This window comes from Streptomyces sp. NPDC104313 (genome assembly GCF_055583985.1).
In genome coordinates this window covers 78,113-98,396 of sequence record NZ_JBVJMW010000001.1, presented here as the reverse complement: position 1 = coordinate 98,396, position 20,284 = coordinate 78,113, and the positions used below count along the sequence as shown (strand labels likewise).

The following is a 20,284-nucleotide window of genomic DNA, read 5'->3' as shown; positions in this document are numbered from 1 at the left end:
CCCGCGGATGATCACGGCTGAACCACCCCGGGGGCGTCCGCATCGACGGGCGCCCCCGGACCCAGCTCCACCCGCGGCTCACCCGCGTCCTCCAGCTCCAGCACCCACACCTCGTTGGCGCCATCGAGGAGCACCGGACCCGGCACGTACAGGGTCCGCTGCGGGCCCACCGACCAGTACCGCCCCAGGCAGAAGCCGTTCACCCAGACGAACCCGCGTGTCCAGCCCGGCAGTTCGAGTCCCGCGTGGTCGACGCCGAGAACACCCGAAGCACCCGAAGCACGAAGAGCGCCCGAAGTGCCCGAAGCACCAGAAGCACGAAGAGCGCCCGAGGCACCCGAAGTGCCAGAAGCGCGAAGAGCGCCCGAAGCGTCTTCCGGATCCGAAGCGCCTTCAGCGCCGGCAACACCTGAAGCGCCCGCGGTTCCCCCGATGGTGAACGTCCCCCGGAACAGACCCGTCCGCCCCGCCTCACCCGCCCCGGCGGCCGCCCCCACCGGCCCGAACGGGACCGCGGCCACCGCGCCCGCGGCCTCGAACGCGTCGAGCCGCAGCCCCCGGGCCCGTACTCCGTGCAGATACTGCCGCTCGTGCAGCACGCCGCCCGTGAGGCCCTTCGGCTCGCCGAGGCGCGGCCCGTAGTTGACCCGGCCCAGCGACTCCACCCACAGCTCGGCCTCCGCCGGACCCGCCACCGGCTCCGGCAGCGTGTCGGACTCCTCGGTCAGCACCCCGGCCCGCACCCCGTCCACGTACACCACCGCCCGGTCCCGCAGCCCCGAGGCCCTCAGCGGATAGGCCTGACGCGGCCCCGGCACCGCCACCCGGTAGCGCACCAGACCCCGGTCCACGCCCAGCTCCTCGAACGTCGGCGGTGCCCCCGCCTCCGTCTCCGGGTCGCCCAGCGCTTCCAGGACGTCCCCGAGCCCGGCCCACTCCGCCAGCTCCACCCGCACCGGCGCGGCGAGCCCGACCGGCTCCGGCGGCAACGCGGGCAACGGCCCCTCGGCGTAGGCCTCCAGGACTTCCCGGAACAGCCGGAACTTCTCCGTGGCCCGCCCGTACTCGTCGATGGGCGCGTCGTAGTCGTACGACGTCACTGTCGGCTGGAACGACTCGTCCTGCAGAGGTCCGGACCGGTTCGCGCCCGCCCAGCCCCCGAAGTTCGTCCCCCCGTGCGCCATGTAGATGTTCACCGACGCACCGCACTCCAGGATCTCCCGCAGCGCACCGGCCGCCCGCTCCGGATCCCGCAGCACCGGTTCCGCCCCCCAGTGGTCGAACCAGCCGCACCAGAACTCCATGCACATCAACGGGCCCCTCGGCCGGTGCCGGCGCAGCACCTCGAACCCCTCCCGCGCCCCCGAACCGAAGTTCGCCGTCGCGAGGAGACCCGGCACCGAACCGCCGGTCAGCATATGGTCCTCCGGGCCGTCCGACGTGAACAGGGGAACCGTCACCCCGCACTGCCGCAGCAGCCCCGCCAGCCACTCCAGATACACCGCGTCGCTGCCGTAGCTGCCGTACTCGTTCTCCGCCTGGACGAGGATCACCGGGCCGCCCCGGGACACCTGCCGCTGCACCACCTGCGGCAGCAGCTCCCGGAACCACCGCTCCACCACCGCCCGGTACTCCGCGTCCCGGGTGCGCACCCGCCGCCCGAACCGGCCCGTCACCCACACCGGAAGACCGCCGTTCTCCCACTCGGCGCAGATGTACGGACCCGGCCGCACGATCGCCCACAGCCCTGCCCGCCCCGCCGCGTCCAGGAACCGGCCGAGCGCCCCCACATCCCGGACCTCGCCCTCCCGGGGCTCGTGCAGATTCCACGGCACATACGTCTCGACGCAGTTCAGCCCCATCGCGGCGAGCATCGCGAGCCGGTGCTCCCACTGGGCCTCGTGCACCCGGAAGTAGTGCAGGGCGCCCGACAGCAGCCGCACGGGCTTCCCATCGAGCCGGAAGCAGTCGTCCCCCACGGCGAAGTCGGTCATGGTGCTCGTACGCTCCTGTGCTCGGCCGCACCCGAGGCCCTCGGGTCGATGGGTCCGACCACCTTCACCTCTGGCGCCGCACCGGGTCCATGGACAAAGATCGCTGTTGATTGGACACAACGGACCAGCCGGATCGGACACCGCGCATCAGCTGGATCGGACACCACGGACCAGCCGGATCGGACACCACGCATCAGCCGGATCGGACACCACGGACCAGCAGGGAGCGGAAGGACCGCGATGTACCACACCTGGATGCGCTTCTTCACCCCGAGCCCGCTCCACCACCGCCTGGGCCTCGTCTGCCTCGGCGTCGGTCTCCAGCACGGGGCGCTGCCCACCGTCGGACCCCGCACCCTCGACCACCACGTCGCCGTGATCGTCAACTCCGGCACCGGCTGGTTCAAGGGTCCCGACGGCCGCCGCACCCCCGTCACCGGCCCCAGCCTCATCTGGCTGACCCCCGGGACCCCCCACCACTACGGCGCCGACCCCGCCACCGGCTGGGACGAGAGCTTCGTCGACTTCACCGGCCCCGCCACCACCACGTACACCGAACTCGGCTACATCGAGCCCGACCGCCCCCTCGTCCCCCTCTCCGACACCGCCGCCCCCCGCGCCGCCGTCGGACGCATCGTGCGCGCCGCCCGGCGCGGCAACCCCCTCCTGGAGGTGGAGACCGGGGCCGCCGTCCACGAACTCCTCGTCACCCTGCGCCGCGCCCGCGCCGACATCGGCCCCGACGGCGACCCGGTGCTCCAGGCGCTGGCCCGCGACGCGTACCAGCCGCTCACCGTCGCCGAGCACGCCGCCCGGCACGGTATGACCCCCGCCGAACTGCGCGCCGCCGTACGGCGCGGCGCCGGATGCAGCCCCAAGGACTACCTGCTGGGCATCCGCCTGGGCCGGGCGAAGGAGCTCCTGGCCGGCACCGACCTCCCGGTCGCCGCCGTGGCCCGCCGTGTCGGCTACGACGACCCCGCCTACTTCTCCCGGCTCTTCGCCCGCCGCGTCGGCACCGCCCCCGTCCGCTTCCGCGAACAGCAGGGCCGCAGCGTGCCCGGCGGCTGGAGCGACCGGGTGCCCGACCCCGACGACCCACCGACGATCACCACGTGAGCCCGGCGGTCTAAGCTCGCTGACCATGAGTACGAGCGAGATCGACGCGTCCGTCCAGGCCGAGCTGAACCGGCTGCGCGAGAGCATCGACAACATCGACGCCGCCGTCGTCCACATGCTGGCCGAGCGCTTCAAGGCCACCCAGCAGGTCGGCCGCCTCAAGGCGGACCACAGGCTGCCGCCCGCCGACCCCGCCCGCGAGACCCGCCAGATCGCCCGGCTCCGGCAGCTCGCGCAGAGCGCCAACCTGGACCCGGCGTTCGCCGAGAAGCTGCTGAACTTCATCATCGCCGAGGTGATCCGCCACCACGAGCGCATCGCCGACGAAGCGGAGAACGGCCACGCCGGCCGGACCGGGGGCACGACGGGCACGGCGGCCGGAGCCTGACCGGTCGGCCATGGACCCCGCGTACCCCGCGTGCTCCTCCCTGCCCGCGCCCCGTGAGACCCGCCCGCCCCGGGGACCGCCCGCCCCGGGGACCGCCCGAACCGCCCCGTCCGCCCAGGGAGAACCCCACTGCGCCCGCCGTCCCCCGTACGGCAGCATGGGGCCATGTCCGTACTGACGCGCGACGAAGCGCAGACCCGAGCCCAGATCCTCGACGTGGAGCGGTACACGATCGCCCTCGACCTCACCACCGGCGAGGACACCTTCGACTCCCGCACCGCCATCCGGTTCACCGCCCGCGCGGCCGGAGACACCTTCGTCGAGGTCAAGCCCGCCACCCTGCGCTCGATCAGCCTCGACGGACACCCCCTGGACCCCGCCCTCCTCGACGGCAACCGCTACCCCCTCACCGCCATCGCCGCAGGCCCCCACGAACTGCGCATCGACGCCGCGATGTACTACTCCCGCACCGGCGAGGGCATGCACCGCTTCACCGACCCCACCGACGGCGAGACCTACGTCTACACCCAGCTGTTCATGGAGGACGTCCAGCGCGTTTTCGCCGCCTTCGACCAGCCCGACCTCAAGTCCGTCTTCGCCATCGACGTCACCGCCCCCGAAGGCTGGACCGTCCTTGGCAACAGCGTCGCCGAACACACGGGAGAGGGGCGCTGGACCATCGCCGCCACACCCCTCGTCTCCACCTACCTCGTCGCGGTCGCCGCAGGACCCTGGCACTCGGTCACCACCGAGCACGCCGGACTGCCCTTCGGCATCCACTGCCGCCGCTCCCTCGCCCCGTACCTGGACGCCGACGCCGACGAGATCCTCGACATCACCCGCGCCTGCTACGACCGCTACCACGAGAAGTTCGACGAGCCCTACCCGTTCGACTCCTACGACCAGGCCTTCGTCCCCGAGTTCAACGCGGGCGCCATGGAGAACCCCGGACTCGTCACCTTCCGCGACGAGTTCGTCTACCGCTCCGCCGTCACCGACACCGAGCGCCAGACCCGCGCCATGGTCATCGCCCACGAGATGGCCCACATGTGGTTCGGCGACCTCGTCACCCTGACCTGGTGGGACGACATCTGGCTGAACGAGTCCTTCGCCGAGTACATGGGCTACCAGACCCTCACCGAAGCGACCCTTCCCCGAGCTCTCAACCCCGATCGAGCGGGGGAGACCCTGTTCCCCGACACCTGGGTCGACTTCGGTGTCGCCCGCAAGGGCTGGGGATACGACGCCGACCAGCGCCCCTCCACCCACCCCGTCGCCCCGGACCCCGACGCCGTCCCCGACACCGCGTCCGCACTCCTCAACTTCGACGGCATCAGCTACGCCAAGGGCGCCTCCGCACTGCGCCAACTCGTGGCCTGGCTCGGCGAGAAGGACTTCCTGGCCGGTATCAACACCCACTTCGCCCGCCACAAGTTCGCCAACGCCACCCTCGCCGACTTCATCGACAACCTGGCCTCCGCCACCGACCGCGACGTCCACGCCTGGGCCGAGCAGTGGCTGCGTACCACCGGCATCGACACCCTCACCGCCGAGACCGGCGCCCCCGAGCCCGCGCCGAACGGCAACGGCGCCGGCCCGTCCTGGTCCCTCACCGTCACCCGCGACGGCTCCCGCCCCCACCGTGTCACCGTCGGCGCCTACGACCTCGCCCCGGGTACCCAGGCAGGCCCCGGCCGGCTCGCCCCGCGCGACCGCTTCGAGCTCGACGTACCCGGCGACGGGACGCCCACGATCCGCCCCGGCAGCCGGCCCGCCCTCGTCGTCCTCAACGACGGCGACCTCACCTACGCCAAGGTCCGTCTGGACACCGCCTCCTGGGACACCGTCCTGACCAGCCTCTCCGGCATCCCCGACGCCCTCACCCGGGCCGTCGTCTGGAACACCGCCCGCGACATGGTCCGCGACGCGGAACTCCCTCCCGCCACCTACCTCGCGACCGCCCGCACGCACCTCCCGCACGAGAGGGACCTCGCGCTCGTCCAGGGCGTCCTGTCCTTCGCCGCCGCCCAGGTCGTCGACCGCTACACCGTTCCCGAGGACCTGCCCGCCGCCCGCGCCACACTCACCGACCTCTGCCGCGACCTCATCCGCCGCACCGAGGACGGCTCACAGCCGGGCCTCCGCCTCATCGCCGTACGCCACTTCATCGACGCCGCCACCCAGCCCGACACGCTCCGGAGCTGGCTCGACGAAGGCACCGTCCACGGCGGACCCGAACTCGACCCCGAACTGCGCTGGCGCATCCTCACCCGGCTCGCCGTCCTCGGCGCCACCGACGAGGCCGCCATCGCCGCCGCGCTGGCGGCGGACCCGAGCGCCACCGGCAGGGAAGGCGCGGCCCGCTGCCGTGCCGCACTGCCCACCGCCGAGGCCAAGGCCGCCGCCTGGGCGGCCCTGTTCACCGACGACACCCTGTCCAACTACCTCTTCACCGCCACCGCCCAGGGCTTCTGGCAGCCCGGACAGGAAGAGCTGCTCGGCGGTTACGTGTCCCGCTTCTACCCGGACGCCATCGCGCTCGCCGACCGCCGGGGCCCCGCCATCGCCGAGGCCGCCGGACGCTACGCCTTCCCCGCGTACGCCGTCGACCCCGAGAGCCTCGGCATCGGCATCCGCGCCCTGGAGGACCCGGCCCTCCTCCCCGCCCTGCGCCGCAAGCTCGTCGACCAGCTCGACGACCTGCGCCGGGCCCTGGCCGTACGGTCGGCCGTCGCCCTCGCCGACTGACCGACCCGCCACGGCCGCGGGACGGGAACCGCTTCCCGCCCCGCGGCCGTGGCGGGATCACCGGGCGGTACGGAGGATCAGCCGCTGCCGCTGCCGCTGCCGCTGCCGCTGCCGCTGCCGCTGCCGCTGCCGCTGCCGCTGCCGTCGTCGTTCTTGTCCGCGGCCTCGTCCGCGACGTCGTCCGGAGCCCCGACCGGGTCGTCGTCCCCGGAACCGCCCGCCGCCCGCAGATCGGCCAGCAGCTCCGCCTGGCCCGCCAGCACCCCGGTCAGGATCGTCCGCGCCACCCGCAACAGCTCCGCCACCCCCGGGTCGGCCAGCGTGTAGTGGACGGCCGATCCCTCCCGCCGGGCCGTCACGAGACCGGCACGGCGCAACACGGCCAACTGCTGCGAGAGATGGGCGGCCTCGACCTCCACCTCGTACAACATCTCCGAGACCGCGTGCTCGCGTTCACTGAGCAGTTCGAGCACCCTGATCCGGACCGGGTGCCCCAGCGTCTTGAAGAACTCCGCCTTCAATCGGTACAGCGGTGTGCTCACCGGCGCGGCCCCGTTCCGCACGCCGGCAATCCGTCGCACCACAGCTGACCAGAACTCTTCTCCATAGGCTCATCCTCGCGCCTTCGCGCCCCACGGATGAACCCGGGGACGACACCCGCCCCCGAAGTCACCCGACGGCCCGGGAAGCCACCCGGCGGTCCGCTCACCGGCCGCCGGGCCGCAGCGGGAGGGTGATCCAGATGCTCTTGCCGCCCTCGTCGACATCGCCCCGCACCACCGCACTGCCGCCCAGACCACGGGTCAGCTCCATCACGGTGGCCAGGCCCCGCCCCGGAGCCGTACCGGCGGACGCGAACAGAGCCGGCCGGTAGGGGTGACGGTCGTGCACGCCGAACGCGAACGTGCCCGGCCCGCCCGCGAACACCACCGTCACGTTCGGCGAGAGCACCGCCGCGTGCCGCACACTGTTGGCCACCAGCTCGCTGAGGATCAGCAGCGCCGGATCCCGGCACATATCGCCCGACCCCACCCCCCACTCCGCCAGCACCCTCTCGGCGGTCTCCCGGGCGATACGCACGGCCGCCCCCATCGCGGGCAGCGTCAGCACATGCCGGTACGGCAACGTGTCGGGCGGCGTGATCATCGGGCGGACTCCCCGGCCAGGAAAACCACCGCCGCGGGCCGGAGAGCCGCGCGGGGGCCGCACGCCAGCGGCGGAACGGCCCGTACAGCATGTAGAGAATTGCTGAAATCTGCAATTCACTCATTGGGCAAGGGTGGGAGAGGCGACCACCCCCGCACCCCGACCCGGCGACCGGCCCCGAACCCATCCCAGCCCCCACCCCCGGACACGCACACCCGTCCCACAACCGCACACCCCTACCACCCCACCCCTCCCCAACCAGGCCACACCGGCCGCCAGTACCCCTTTCGAGTCCAGATCGTTGGGCTCTTCGGCCGCGCCACCCGAAACCCGGGACAAGCTGGCATGTCCACCTCCCGCACACCCGAAGGACCACCCCACCCATGCCCACCCCACCCCTCGCCGGAGGCACCGCAGGCCCCGCCGCCCTCCGCCCCCTCATCGACACCGTCCTCACCGCACTCCACGACGGCGCGACCCTCCGCGGCGGCCCCCTCCCCGCCGGCGGACCCGACACCGTCACCCCCCGCCTCCGCACCGCCACCCACCCCCTCATCCCCGACCACGGCACCGGCCCCCACCACGCCCTCCGCAGCCTCGTCACCGCCCTCGCCGCAGGCGCCGCGGACCCCGCCCACCCCCACTGCGCCGCCCACCTCCACACCCCGCCCCTCGCCCTGGCCGCCGCCGCCGACCTCGCCGCCAGCGCCCTCAACCCCTCCATGGACTCCTGGGACCAAGCCCCCGCCGCCTCCGCCCTCGAAGCCGACCTCACCACCGCACTCGCCACCGAGATCTACCCCCACACCCCCTCACCCGACGCCGTCATCACCACCGGCGGCACCGAGGCCAACCAACTCGCCCTCCTCCTCGCCCGCGAACGCCACGGCCCCGTACAGACCATCTGCGGCGCCAACGCCCACCACAGCATCGCCCGCGCCGCCTGGCTCCTCGGCCTCCCCGAACCCGTCGTCGTCCCCGCCCCCACCGGCACCCTCGACCTCGCCGCCCTCGACGAAGCCCTCACCGAACTCCACCGCCCCCTCCTCGTCGTCGCCACCGCCGGCACCACCGACACCGGCGAGATCGACCCCCTCGACGCCATCGCCGACCTCGTCACCACCCACGGCGCCGAACTCCACATCGACGCCGCCTACGGCGGACCCCTCCTCTTCAGCCCCACCCACCGCACCCTCCTCCACGGCCTCCACCGCGCCCACAGCGTCACCCTCGACCTGCACAAACTCGGCTGGCAACCCGCCTGTGCCGGCCTCCTCGCCGTACCCGAACACCACCACCTCACCCCCCTCCACCACCACACCCCCTACCTCAACGCCGACGACGACACCGAAGCCGGCCTCCCCGACCTCCTCGGCCGCTCCCTGCGCACCACCCGCCGCCCCGACGCCCTCAAGATCGCCGTCACCCTCCAGGCCCTCGGCCGCACCGGACTCGCCGACCTCATCGACCGCACCGTCGCCACCGCCCACCACCTCGCCGACCTCGTCACCACAACCCCCACCCTCGACCTCTACGACCGCCCCACCATCAGCACCGTCCTCCTGCGCCCCGCCGACGCCGACGACCACACCGTCGCCACCGTCCGCCGCACCCTCCTCCAACGCGGCCACGCCGTCCTCGGCCGCGCCCACGCCGAAGGCCGCCTCTGGCTCAAAGCGACCCTCCTCAACCCCCACACCACCCCCCAGGACCTCCAAGCACTTCTCGACCTCATCACCGCCACCACCGCCGACCTCCTCACCCACCCACCCGCCACCGCGACCCACCCCGCCGCGACCCACCCCACCCCCCACCCCACGGAAAGCGACACCCCGCGATGACCGCCCGGCCCGCCCCCGCCCCCGACCAGCCACACGACCTCGTCGGCATCGGCATCGGCCCCTTCAACCTCTCCCTCGCCGCACTCGCCCACAACATCCCCGCGAGCACCGACGACCCCCGCCCCCTCGCCGCGACCTTCTACGAACAACGCCCCGCCTTCCACTGGCACCCCGGCCTCCTCCTTGACGGCGCCAGCCTCCAAGTCCCCTTCCTCGCCGACCTCGTCACCCTCGCCGACCCCGCCAGCCCCTGGAGCTTCCTCAACTACCTCCGCACCCGCGACCGCCTCTTCCCCTTCTACTTCGCCGAGCGCTTCCACATCCAACGAGCCGAATACGACGCCTACTGCCGCTGGGTCAGCGAACAACTCCCCGGCCTCCACTTCGGCCACCAGGTCGACGCCGTCCGCTGGAACACCGACCGCGCCCTCTTCGAAGTCGACTTCACCCAGACCGACCGCGACGGCGAGGCCGAAGCCCTCGGCCGCGCCTACGCCCGCCACATCGCCCTCGGCATCGGCACCGAACCCTTCGTCCCCGAACCCCTCAAACCCCTCGCCGAAGCCGAAGCCGTCCCCGTACTCCACTCCGCCGACTACCTCCGCCACCGGACCCGACTCCTCGCCGCCGAACACATCACCGTCATCGGATCAGGACAGTCCGGCGCCGAGATCTTCCTCGACCTCCTGCGCGCCCGCCCCGAAGGCGCCGAGAAGATCCACTGGCTCGCCCGCACCCAGGCCTTCGCCCCCATGGAGTACTCCAAACTCGGCCTCGAACACTTCACCCCCGACTACAGCCGCTACTTCCACGCCCTCCCCGAATCCGCCCGCGACGAACTCGTCCCCCGCCAATGGCAACTCCACAAAGGCATCGACGCCGACACCATCGCCGCCATCCACGACGAGCTCTACCGCCGCACCCTCCACGGCGGCTGGCCCGACGCCACCCTCACCCCCGGCGTCCACGTCCGCACCGCGGGACGCGTCGCCAACACCCGCGTCGAACTCCACCTCGAACACACCCAACAAGGCACCCGCTCCCGCCTCACCACCGACGCCGTCATCCTCGCCACCGGCTACCGCGAACGCCCCCTCGACGCCGTCCTCGGCGGCCTCGGCCCCTACCTCAGCCGCGACGCCTCCCGCCGCCCCCGCATCGACGACCAGTACCGCCTGGTCCTCGACCACGCCGTCACCGGACACGTCTACGTACAGAACGCCGAACGCCACACCCACGGAGTCGGCGCCCCCGACCTCGGCCTCGCCGCCTGGCGCAGCGCCACCATCCTCAACAACCTCACCGGCGCCAACCCCTACCCCCTCCCCGAACGCACCGCCTTCACCACCTTCGGCCTCACCCCCCGGCCGCCGAGGATCCCCGCCCAGGCCCCCGCCCTCGTCCCCCTGAGCCAATCCGTCTGACCCGCACGACCAACGGCCCGGGCACCCACCGAAGGAGACCCGGGCCGAACGAACAGCACACCCCACAGACAGCGTTACGGAAACACGGGCACCCCATCACGCGTCAGCCGCCACCCCACCGAGGCGAACGCGGCCGGATCCACCGACCCCTTCTCCCGCACCCACCCGATGATCGTGTTCCGGATCTCATCCGAATCCGCCCACACCTGCCGCGCACCCGGCACATGCGGAAAGTTCCCCCCACCGCTCGCCCGATAGTTGTTCACCGCGAACACGAACCGCGCCGCCGGATCGATCGGCCTCCCCCCGAAGGACAACCCGACAATCCGCGAACCCACCGGCCGCGCGATGTCGATCTCGTACACCACACCCGACACCGCGTCATAGTTGTAGTCCGGAATCCCGTCCGCGTTCGTCAACTTCGCCGTATCCACCGCACCACCCGCCGGCGTCCGCACGAAATACCGCGCCGAATACTCCAGATACTCCTTCAACTGCGCACCCGTGAGCAGCCGCGCCTCCAGCGTGTTCTCGAACGGATACAGCCCCGCCGCATCCCTGATCGTCACCTCACCGGCCGGAACACCCGCCGTACGCGAGAAACACGAAGCCTGCGACAACACCGGCAGCCCCGCGTACTCCCCACCCGCCAGTGCCACCCTCACCGTCTCCGCCTGCACCTCGTTGATCAGATCGATGATCGGCTCGTCCCTCCACGGCGCCTCCGCCGTCGACATCGCCACCACCGACGTACCGATCACCTGGTTGACGTACTCCACCACCTTGCGGTGCTCGGAGAGCAACAGCGACGTCACCTTCCGGTCCTCCGGCACGGTATTCGAATTCAGCACCCGCGAACCAGCCCGCTCCACCGTCCAGCGGCCCTTCTCCCACACCAGATCGAAATTAAACAGCGTCAGCCGCTGACCCCACTTCGCCGGCTCCGAGAGCACGACCCGCTTCCCGGTCTCCTTGTTCGTCACGAAACGCTCGGCGATCTCCACATGCGCGTGCCCCACCAGAATCGCGTCGATACCCGGCACCTGCTCCGCCACCAGAGCCGCCGCGTTCTCCACATACGGCAACTGATCCCCCCACGACGAAGTCCCCGAAGAACCCGAATGCGCCGACACCACCACCACATCCGCGCCCATGGACCGCAGCTTCGGTACCCACTTCGCCGCCTGCTCCTCCAAACCAGGGAACACCATCCTCCCGCCCACATGCGCCCTGTCCCAGATCGCGACACCGGGATTCGTCAACCCCAGCACCGCCACCCGCACATCCCGCCCGTACGGCGTCCGCATCCGCTTGATGACATACGGGGCGAACGCCGGCCGCAACGTCTTCGCATCCAGCACGTTCGCCCCGAGCAACGGAAACTCGCACTGCTCCTCGAACTTCCGCAGCACCGGAATACCGTAATTGAACTCGTGATTCCCCAGCGCCGCCGCGTCGTAACCGATCACGTTCATCGCCCGCGCCATCGGATGCACCGGACCACGACGGGCCGTGATCGGATCGACCTTCGCGTAGTAGTACGACAACTGCGTACCCTGGATCGTGTCGCCCGCGTCGATCAGCAACGTGTTCCGGCGGCCCTTCTCCCGGCGCACCCGGTCCACCAACGTTGAGATCTTCGCCAGCCCCACATCGTTGTGCGCGGAGTCGTCGTACTCCTTATCCGTGAAGTAGTCCCAGTTGAAGACGTTCCCGTGCAGATCGGTCGTGCCCATCACCGTGAACGAGTACCGCTTCGCCGGGCGCCCGTGACCATGGCCGCGCCCCTCCGCCACCGCCGCACCCGCCGAGCCCACGACCGCCCCGCCCACCATCGACACACCCGCACCGGCGGCAGCCGAACGGCCCAGAAACGTCCTACGGTTCAACGGCATCTCTTCACTCCTCGTTCAGAAGGGCAACGCGCGTAGATTCTGGCCCAGGGGCCACCACGCACAACACCCCACACAGGTTTCGATCCGATGACCACGCGACACACACCGCGACACACCACCCCCCATGCCACAGTGAACGCATGACCGAAACCCCCGCACCCATCCCCGCCCCCGCACCCCACCACCCCTACGGCACGCCCACCACCCCCCACGTCACCGTCCGAGGCGAAGCCCACCTCGAAGTCGACCCCGAAATCGCCCACATCACCATCACCCTCACCGCCCGCGGCACCGACCGCCGCACCACACTCGACGGCCTCACCCACCGCAACACCACCACCCTCGACCTCATCAAGAGCTACGGAGACGCGGTGGAAAAGCTGGAAACCGGCACCCTCACCATCCGCCCCGAACTCACCCGCCACGGCCGCGCCGAACGCATCCGTGCCTACCACGGCAGCATCCAACTCAACGCCACCCTCAACGACTTCACCGCACTCGGCGAACTCACAGCCCGCGTCGCCGACCACGACCTCAGCCGCGTCGACGGCCCCTGGTGGGCACTGCGCCCCACCTCCCCCCACCACGCCGCCGCCCGCCGCCAAGCGGTCCAGGAAGCCCTCCAACGCGCCCGCGAATACGCCGAAGCCCTCGACACCCGCCTCAGCGCCCTCCTCGAACTCAACGACACCGGCGTCCACGGCAGCCCCCACATGGCCCCCATCAGCTTCTCCGCCCAGACCAGGTCCTACGGAGGAGCCGCGGAAGCCGCCACCGACGCCGCACCCATCGACCTCGAACCCGTACGCCAGACCGTCGACGCCCAGGTCGAAGCCTCCTTCACGCTCGTCCCACCGAACCTCGGATAAACGCTCATCAGAGCGGCCCACCGCACAATTCAACAGTCGTCAACCACCCTTTATGAGAAGGTTGTTGAGGTGTCACGCAGAGCCAAATACCTACCCGTAGGTAAGGTTTAGTCTCGAACCATGCGCCGAGCGAAAATCGTTTGTACCCTGGGACCCGCAACCGACACATACGACCAGATCAAAGCCCTGGTCGAAGCGGGAATGGACATCGCCCGCCTCAACCTCAGCCACGGCAGCTACGCCGAACACGAACAGCGCTACCACCACGTCCGCAAAGCGTCCGAGGAAACCGGCCGCAACGTCGGCATCCTCGCCGACCTTCAAGGCCCCAAGATCCGCCTCGGACGCTTCCGCGAAGGCCCCGTACTCCTCGAACGCGGCGACACCTTCACCATCACCGTCGAACCCCTCGAAGGCCAAGGCACCGGCGACATCTGCGGCACCACCTACGACGGACTCGCCGCCGACGTCACCACCGGCGAACGCATCCTCGTCGACGACGGCCGCGTCACCCTCGAAGTCACCGGAGTCGAAGGCCCCCGCGTGCACACCACCGTCATCGAAGGCGGCATGGTCTCCGACAACAAGGGACTCAACCTCCCCGGCGTCGCCGTCTCCGTCCCCGCCCTCTCCGAGAAGGACATCGACGACCTCCGCTGGGCCCTGCGCACCGGCGCCGACATCATCGCCCTGTCCTTCGTCCGCACCGGACGCGACATCGACGACGTCCACCGCATCATGGACGAGGAGAACCGCCGCCTCCCCGTCATCGCCAAGGTCGAAAAGCCCCAGGCCGTCGACAACATCGACGACATCGTCGCCGCCTTCGACGGCATCATGGTCGCCCGCGGCGACCTCGGCGTCGAAATGCCCCTGGAACAAGTACCGATCGTCCAGAAGCGCGCCGTCAAACTCGCCCGACGCAACGCCAAACCGGTCATCGTCGCCACCCAGATGCTCGACTCGATGATCGACAACTCCCGCCCCACCCGCGCCGAAGCCTCCGACGTCGCCAACGCCATCATCGACGGCACCGACGCCGTGATGCTCTCCGGCGAGACCAGCGTCGGCAAATACCCCGTCGAGACCGTCCGCACCATGTCCCGCATCGTCGAGGCCGCCGAGGAAGACCTCCTCGCCAAGGGCCTCCCGCCCCTCACCGAACACAACAAGCCCCGCACCCAGGGCGGCGCCGTCGCGAGGGCCGCCGCCGAGATGGGCGACTTCCTCGGCGCGAAGTTCCTCGTCGCCTTCACCCAGAGCGGCGACACGGTCAAGCGGCTCTCCCGCTACCGCTCACCCATCCCGCTCCTCGCCTTCACCCCCGACGAGGCCACCCGCGCCCAGCTCAACCTCACCTGGGGCGTCGAGACCTTCCTCGGCCCGCACGTCGACTCCACGGACGCGATGGTCGCCCAGGTCGACGAGGAGCTGCTGCGCATCGGCCGCTGCGCGAAGGGCGACGTCGTGGTCATCACCGCCGGCTCCCCGCCCGGCGTCGCGGGCTCCACGAACCTGGTCCGCGTCCACCACATCGGCGAGGACGACAGCCCGAAGTAGGGCGGCTCGGGATCAGCTCAGTACTTGGGCCCGACGTGCGCATCCATCAGGGCTACGGATGCCCGTCGGGCTACGGAGATGTTCAGCGGTTTGTCGCCGCGAGCGAGGGTGGTCCACTCGACACCTACGGCGGTCAGGGTGTCGCTGAAGAGCTTGCGGATGTCGTCGGACTTGTTGGTGAAGAAGTACCGGGGGTACTCGTAACGCCTGCGTTCGCCACGGACGAGGCGCGTGGTCCAGTTGATGATCCGGCATCCGTCGGAGTGGACGAGGCCGCGGATGAATGCCCAGGGGTGGGCGTCCACGATCTGCTGTTGCCACGGTTCGAGGACAATCCGACGGTCGTGCTTCTTGCCGGGGCCGTGTTGAGGGAAAAGGCAGGGCCAGTGCTTGCTGAAGGAAGTGACGTACTGGCAGCCCGCGCTCGCCACCCGGCAGACCTTGTTGTGCGGTCGCGCGATCTGTAGGGCTTCGGCGCAGGCGTCGATCAGGCCGGGCCAAGCGTCCGCGCACGCGATACGGAGCGAGTACACGCCTCGCTTGGTCGCGCTGATGCAGCCGTCCCCCAGATAGAGCCCCAGTAAGTAGGCGTAAGAAGAGGGAGACTCGATCGCTGTGGGCGCTTCGGAGCACCTCGGGCAGGGCGTACCTCGATTGAGCGGTTCAAGGCGCGACTGCCACGAACGAATGGCGGCGCGCGATATGCCAGTCTGCTTGCTCACGGAATTGAGGCTGCGACCCTGCGAGACCAAGGCCAGAGCTCGCTCGCGGGTTCCCACGTCGTACATGCTGCCGAGTTTCGTCGCGTGCGAGGCAGTCCGGCGCGGAATGGCGCACGCGTACTCAGATCAAGTGAAGTTAGCCGAATCGTGTTGTGCCTTGGAATCCAAGGAAAAGTGCCCCAGGTGGGATTCGAACCCACACTGTCCGCTGTTTGAGAGCGGCCTCTCTAACCAGTTGGAGTACTGGGGCCTTAGAAAGGAAGGGTCATTGCTGCCCTGCGCGTCACTACCTTACAGGAGCTAGGTAGGCTCGTGGCAGCAGTATCTGCCCCATATCAAGGAGCCCCGTGACCACCCCCGAGTCGCCCCAGCCCGTAGACGCCGTCGACGACGACAAGTCGCACGTCCCGCCGCTGACGACCCGCGTCGTCATCGCCGAGGACGAGGCCCTCATCCGCCTCGACCTCAAGGAGATGCTGGAGGAGGAGGGTTACTCGGTCGTCGGTGAGGCGGGCGATGGGCAGCAGGCCGTCGAGCTGGCCCGGGAGCACAGGCCGGACCTGGTCATCCTGGACGTCAAGATGCCGATCCTCGACGGCATCTCCGCCGCCGAGAAGATCGCCGAGGAGTCCATCGCCCCGGTCCTGATGCTCACCGCGTTCTCGCAGCGCGACCTGGTCGAGCGGGCCCGGGACGCCGGGGCCATGGCGTACCTCGTGAAGCCGTTCAGCAAGAGCGACGTGGTGCCGGCCATCGAGATGGCCGTCTCCCGGTTCGCGGAGCTGAAGGCACTGGAGAGCGAGATCGCGGACCTCTCCCAGCGGCTGGAGACCCGGAAGCTGGTGGACCGGGCCAAGAGCATCCTGCAGACGGATTACGGGCTCTCCGAGCCGGCCGCGTTCCGGTGGATCCAGAAGACGTCGATGGACCGCCGGATGTCGATGCAGCAGCTGGCGGAGGCGCTGATCGAGGACGCCGAGGAGAAGAAGAAGTCGGCCGGGTAGCCGCGTACGGACCACGTGAGAGGCCCGCATCCGGGGTGAACCGGGATGCGGGCCTCTCACGTACGGCAGGGGGGTCAGTCCTCGCCGAGGTAGGCCTTGCGGACCGACTCGTCGTGGAGCAGGTCCGAGCCCGCGCCGGAGAGGACGATTCTGCCGACCTCCATGACGTGGCCCTGGTCCGCGAGGGACAGGGCTGCCTGGGCGTTCTGCTCGACGAGCAGGATCGTGGTGCCCGACGCCTTGAGCTCGACGATGGTCTCCATGATCTTCTGCATCATGATCGGGGAGAGTCCCATGGAGGGCTCGTCGAGCATGAGCAGCTTGGGCTGGGACATCATGGCGCGTCCCATGGCGAGCATCTGCTGCTCCCCGCCCGAGAGGGTTCCCGCGGCCTGCTTTCGGCGTTCCCCGAGGATGGGGAAGAGGTCGTAGGCGCGCTGGACGTCCTTCTCGATGCCTGCCTTGTCGTTGCGGAGGTAGGCGCCGAGGAGGAGGTTCTCGGTGATCGTCAGCCGGGGGAAGATGTGGCGTCCCTCGGGGGAGTGGGCGATGCCCAGGGAGACGATCTTGTGGGCGGGGATGTTGGCCAGCGGCTTGCCCTCGAAGAGGATGCGGCCGCTGAGCGGCTTGAGCAGTCCGGAGAGGGTGCGCAGGGTGGTGGTCTTGCCCGCGCCGTTGGTGCCGATGAGGGTGACGACCTGGCCGGCTTCGACGGTGAAGGAGATGCCCTTGACCGCTTCGATCTTGCCGTAGGCGACCCGGAGGTCTTCGACCTCTAGCAGTGCGGTCATCGGGTGCCCTCCTCATCGGTGCTGGTGGTGTCGGGCGTGGTGTCCTTCGCCGTGCCGGTGGCTGTTTCGGTGGCCGGTGCGGTGTGGGCCGCGGCTTCCGCTTCGGCGGCCTCCACCTCGGCGACCTCGTCGGCGCCGGGGGCGCCTTCGAAGGGGGTGCCGAGGTAGGCGGCGATGACGCGTTCGTCGGCCTGGACGTCGCTGGGGGTGCCCTCGACGAGTTTCTCGCCCTGGACGAGGCAGGCGACCCGGTCGCAGAGGTTGAAGATGAACCGCATGTCGTGCTCGATGACGAGGACGGCGACGCCTTGGTCCCGGATGGCGAAGATGAGTTCTTCGGTGACGCGGGTTTCCTGGGGGTTCATGCCGGCGGTGGGCTCGTCCAGGAGGAGGAGTCCGGGGTCGCTGGCGAGTGCGCGGGCGATTTCCAGCTTGCGCTGGTCTCCGTAGGGGAGGTTTCGCGCGAGGTGGTCGGCCTTGTCCTGGAGGCCGATGAACTCCAGGAGTTCCATGGCGCGTTCGCGGCTGGCGTCTTCCGCCCTGTGGTAGCCGGGGAGGCGCAGGAGGGCCGACCAGAGGCCTTCCTTGGTCCGGGTGTGGCGTCCGACGAGGACGTTCTCCAGGACGGTCATGTTGGAGAAGAGGCGGATGTTCTGGAAGGTGCGGGCGATGCCGGCCTTGGTGACGAGGTGGGGCTTGGGCGGCAGGACGGTGCCCTTGTAGCTGACCTTGCCCTCGGTGGGGATGTAGAGGCCGGTGAGGCAGTTGAAGAAGGTGGTCTTGCCGGCGCCGTTGGGGCCGATGAGACCGACGATCTCGCCGCTGTTGACGGTGAGGTCGACGCCGCGTACGGCGGTGAGTCCGCCGAATCGCATGGTGACGCCGCTGGCGTCGAGCACCGTGGTGGTGGCCGGGGTGGTTGTGTCGGTGGTCATGTGATCACGCCCCCGCCTTCGTGGTGCCGGCGGCCCGGTCGGTGAGTGGGATGTCCGGTGGGACGTCGTTCTGGCCGGTCTCGTGGAATTCGAGCTGCTTCCTGCGGTCGGCGACGAGCCCTTCGGGGCGGAAGCGCATCAGGAGGATGAGTGCGATGCCGAAGAGGAAGAGCTGGTAGTCCTGCATGAACTGCAGCTTGGCCGGGATGAGGTAGAGCAGTGCGGCGCCGACGAGGGGTCCGCTGAGGGTTCCCATGCCGCCGAGGATGACGGCGGCGAGGAGGAAGGCGGAGTTCGGGGGCACGGAGCCGGCGAACTGGTACTGCTCGGGCGTCACGGTGTAGGAGACGTGGGCCTGGACGGTACCGGCGAGTCCGGCGAGGGTGGCGCCGAGGGCGAAGGCGAGCAGTTTGAGCCGGAAGGCGTTGATGCCCATGGCGGTGGCCGCGGTCTCGTCCTCGCGGATGGCGACCCAGGCGCGGCCGATGCGGGATTCTCCGGAGCGTCGGAAGACCAGGACGACGACGGCGGTGAAGGCGAGCATCAGCAGGTAGTAGTTGGCCGACCTGCCGAGGGTGAATCCGGCGATGTCGTGGCTGACGCCGAAGTCGAATCCGAAGAGGTTGAGGTCGGGGATGCTGGGGATGCCCTGGGAGCCGTTGGTGAGGTCGGGGCCGCTGACGCCGTTGAGGGCGTTGACGGTGAGCCGGAAGATCTCTCCGAATCCGAGGGTGACGATGGCGAGGTAGTCGCCGCGCAGTCGCAGGGTCGGGGCGCCGATGACGACGCCGAAGATCAGTGAGGCTGCGGCGCCGGTGAGGACGGCGGCCCAGAAGGGGAACTGGACGCCGACGGGGGAGAGCGGGGAGCCGGAGACCAGGGCGGCGGCGTAGGCGCCGACGCCGAGGAAGGCGACGTATCCGAGGTCGAGGAGGCCGGCGAGGCCGACGACGACGTTGAGGCCGAGTGCGACGGTCGCGAAGATGAGGATGTTCGCGCCGATGAGGGCGTACTGCTCGTTCTGCTGGGTGAAGGGGAAGCAGAACGCCGCGATGAGTGCGGCGGCGAGGGTGACGTTGCGGTGCTTGGTGGTCAGCCGGGTGATGCGGGCGATGAGCCCGGCCCGGGTGAGGGCTGTGAAGCCGAACGCGACGCTGATGATGTAGCCGATGAAGAGTTCGGCGTACTCGGTGTCGATGCCGTAGGTGAAGACGTGGAGGGCGACGCCGAAGGATCCGGCGATGATGAGGATCTCGGCCCAGTTGGGGAGGTCCTTGGCGCGTCGGATCTCGCGGGGGTTGGAGCCGAGGCGGATGTAGCGCCAGAGCGGGTAGGTGAGGAGCCCGGTGATGATGGTGAGGCCGATGAAGGCCAGCCAGTTGAACTGGGGCAGGGATTCCTTGGTGTGCCGGTCGAGTGGCAGGCCGAGGGAGGCGATCACGGTGAGGAGTGAGACCACCATGGCGACGAAGCCGCCGGGTTCGAGGTTGGCCAGTCCGCCGAGTTCCGCAGCGATGGCGATGGTCGTGAACCAGGTGGTGGCGAATGTGCCGAGGGCGACGAGGAAGGTTGAGTTGTTGCTCTGGGCGGGGTTGAGCCAGCCCAGCCCCCGTACGCCGTATCCGGCGGTGGCGAAGAGCAGGGTGAGTACCGCGCCCATGAGGGTGAGGACCTGGAGACCGCCGGGGTACCCGTAGACGGTGAGGTCGCCGGGGAAGGCGTCTGTGTAGGTCCAGGCAAGGAAGGTGGAGGCGACCGTGAGCGCTGCGCCGGTAACGGTAGCCGCGCGGGCGGCTGCCGTGGGTATCGCGATGACCGGGGTCGTCTCGGTGGTATTGATGGTCATGG

General features: G+C 70.0%; 15 protein-coding genes, 1 tRNA gene and 1 pseudogene. 8 read left to right on the top strand and 9 right to left on the bottom strand.

Annotated elements, in window-relative coordinates; genetic code table 11:
- Window positions 1–11: 11 nt before the first annotated feature.
- Window positions 12–1,994, bottom strand: a complete 1,983-nt coding sequence (locus ACZ60Q_RS00420) for a glycoside hydrolase family 35 protein (RefSeq protein WP_469626195.1) — start codon at window positions 1,992–1,994, stop codon at window positions 12–14.
- Between the two features lie 240 nt (window positions 1,995–2,234).
- On the opposite strand from ACZ60Q_RS00420, the gene ACZ60Q_RS00415 reads away from it, so the two are divergent.
- The 3 genes from ACZ60Q_RS00415 to pepN all read left to right on the top strand — a co-directional run bounded on the left by ACZ60Q_RS00415 (window position 2,235) and on the right by pepN (window position 6,249).
- Entirely contained in the window at window positions 2,235–3,113 is an 879-nt protein-coding gene (locus ACZ60Q_RS00415; RefSeq protein ID WP_469626192.1) for an AraC family transcriptional regulator, read from the top strand.
- A gap of 25 nt (window positions 3,114–3,138) precedes the next feature.
- Entirely contained in the window at window positions 3,139–3,501 is a 363-nt protein-coding gene (locus ACZ60Q_RS00410; RefSeq protein ID WP_469626190.1) for a chorismate mutase, read from the top strand.
- A gap of 165 nt (window positions 3,502–3,666) precedes the next feature.
- Complete coding sequence (pepN, locus tag ACZ60Q_RS00405; RefSeq protein WP_469626187.1) at window positions 3,667–6,249, top strand: aminopeptidase N; 2,583 nt, start codon at window positions 3,667–3,669, stop codon at window positions 6,247–6,249.
- 206 nt (window positions 6,250–6,455) lie between these two features.
- On the opposite strand, the pseudogene ACZ60Q_RS00400 reads toward pepN, so the two are convergent.
- Both ACZ60Q_RS00400 and ACZ60Q_RS00395 read right to left on the bottom strand, forming a co-directional pair.
- A pseudogene (locus ACZ60Q_RS00400) lies at window positions 6,456–6,791 on the bottom strand (ArsR/SmtB family transcription factor); the annotation flags it as partial.
- Between the two features lie 163 nt (window positions 6,792–6,954).
- Complete coding sequence (locus ACZ60Q_RS00395) at window positions 6,955–7,395, bottom strand: ATP-binding protein (RefSeq protein WP_469626184.1); 441 nt, start codon at window positions 7,393–7,395, stop codon at window positions 6,955–6,957.
- 383 nt (window positions 7,396–7,778) lie between these two features.
- Between ACZ60Q_RS00395 and ACZ60Q_RS00390 the strand changes: the two genes are divergently transcribed.
- Both ACZ60Q_RS00390 and ACZ60Q_RS00385 read left to right on the top strand, forming a co-directional pair.
- A complete protein-coding gene (locus ACZ60Q_RS00390) occupies window positions 7,779–9,236 on the top strand; it encodes a pyridoxal phosphate-dependent decarboxylase family protein (protein ID WP_469626182.1) in 1,458 nt (485 codons plus the stop codon).
- Entirely contained in the window at window positions 9,233–10,660 is a 1,428-nt protein-coding gene (locus ACZ60Q_RS00385) for a lysine N(6)-hydroxylase/L-ornithine N(5)-oxygenase family protein (protein ID WP_469626179.1), read from the top strand. The genes ACZ60Q_RS00390 and ACZ60Q_RS00385 overlap by 4 nt, the downstream gene beginning before the upstream one ends.
- 74 nt (window positions 10,661–10,734) lie before the next feature.
- Here the strand turns inward: ACZ60Q_RS00385 and ACZ60Q_RS00380 are convergent, their stop codons facing one another.
- On the bottom strand, window positions 10,735–12,555 hold the full coding sequence (locus tag ACZ60Q_RS00380; protein ID WP_469626177.1) for a bifunctional metallophosphatase/5'-nucleotidase: 1,821 nt from the start codon (window positions 12,553–12,555) through the stop codon (window positions 10,735–10,737).
- A gap of 140 nt (window positions 12,556–12,695) precedes the next feature.
- Here ACZ60Q_RS00380 and ACZ60Q_RS00375 point away from each other — a divergent pair, with 140 nt between their 5' ends.
- On the top strand, window positions 12,696–13,424 hold the full coding sequence (locus tag ACZ60Q_RS00375; protein ID WP_469626175.1) for an SIMPL domain-containing protein: 729 nt from the start codon (window positions 12,696–12,698) through the stop codon (window positions 13,422–13,424).
- 120 nt (window positions 13,425–13,544) lie between these two features.
- A complete protein-coding gene (gene pyk / locus ACZ60Q_RS00370; protein ID WP_469626172.1) occupies window positions 13,545–14,984 on the top strand; it encodes a pyruvate kinase in 1,440 nt (479 codons plus the stop codon).
- Between the two features lie 17 nt (window positions 14,985–15,001).
- Here pyk and ACZ60Q_RS00365 read toward each other — a convergent pair whose 3' ends face one another.
- Together ACZ60Q_RS00365 and ACZ60Q_RS00360 are read right to left on the bottom strand one after the other, a co-directional pair.
- Window positions 15,002–15,772 (bottom strand): helix-turn-helix domain-containing protein, encoded by a 771-nt coding sequence (locus tag ACZ60Q_RS00365; protein WP_469626170.1) that lies wholly within the window; start codon window positions 15,770–15,772, stop codon window positions 15,002–15,004.
- A 109-nt stretch (window positions 15,773–15,881) separates the two neighbouring features.
- A tRNA-Leu gene (locus ACZ60Q_RS00360) sits at window positions 15,882–15,956 on the bottom strand.
- Between the two features lie 97 nt (window positions 15,957–16,053).
- On the opposite strand from ACZ60Q_RS00360, the gene ACZ60Q_RS00355 reads away from it, so the two are divergent.
- Window positions 16,054–16,710 carry an ANTAR domain-containing response regulator gene (locus ACZ60Q_RS00355; RefSeq protein WP_469626168.1) on the top strand — a complete coding sequence of 219 codons (657 nt, stop codon included), beginning with the start codon at window positions 16,054–16,056 and terminating at the stop codon, window positions 16,708–16,710.
- A gap of 74 nt (window positions 16,711–16,784) precedes the next feature.
- On the opposite strand, the gene ACZ60Q_RS00350 is transcribed toward ACZ60Q_RS00355, so the two are convergent.
- The 3 genes from ACZ60Q_RS00350 to ACZ60Q_RS00340 are packed head-to-tail and all read right to left on the bottom strand — an operon-like array spanning window position 16,785 to window position 20,282.
- Entirely contained in the window at window positions 16,785–17,501 is a 717-nt protein-coding gene (locus tag ACZ60Q_RS00350; protein WP_469626165.1) for an ABC transporter ATP-binding protein, read from the bottom strand.
- Complete coding sequence (locus ACZ60Q_RS00345; protein WP_469626162.1) at window positions 17,498–18,436, bottom strand: ABC transporter ATP-binding protein; 939 nt, start codon at window positions 18,434–18,436, stop codon at window positions 17,498–17,500. The genes ACZ60Q_RS00350 and ACZ60Q_RS00345 overlap by 4 nt, the downstream gene beginning before the upstream one ends.
- A 4-nt stretch (window positions 18,437–18,440) precedes the next feature.
- Window positions 18,441–20,282 carry a branched-chain amino acid ABC transporter permease gene (locus ACZ60Q_RS00340; protein WP_469626159.1) on the bottom strand — a complete coding sequence of 614 codons (1,842 nt, stop codon included), beginning with the start codon at window positions 20,280–20,282 and terminating at the stop codon, window positions 18,441–18,443.
- Window positions 20,283–20,284 lie beyond the last annotated feature (2 nt).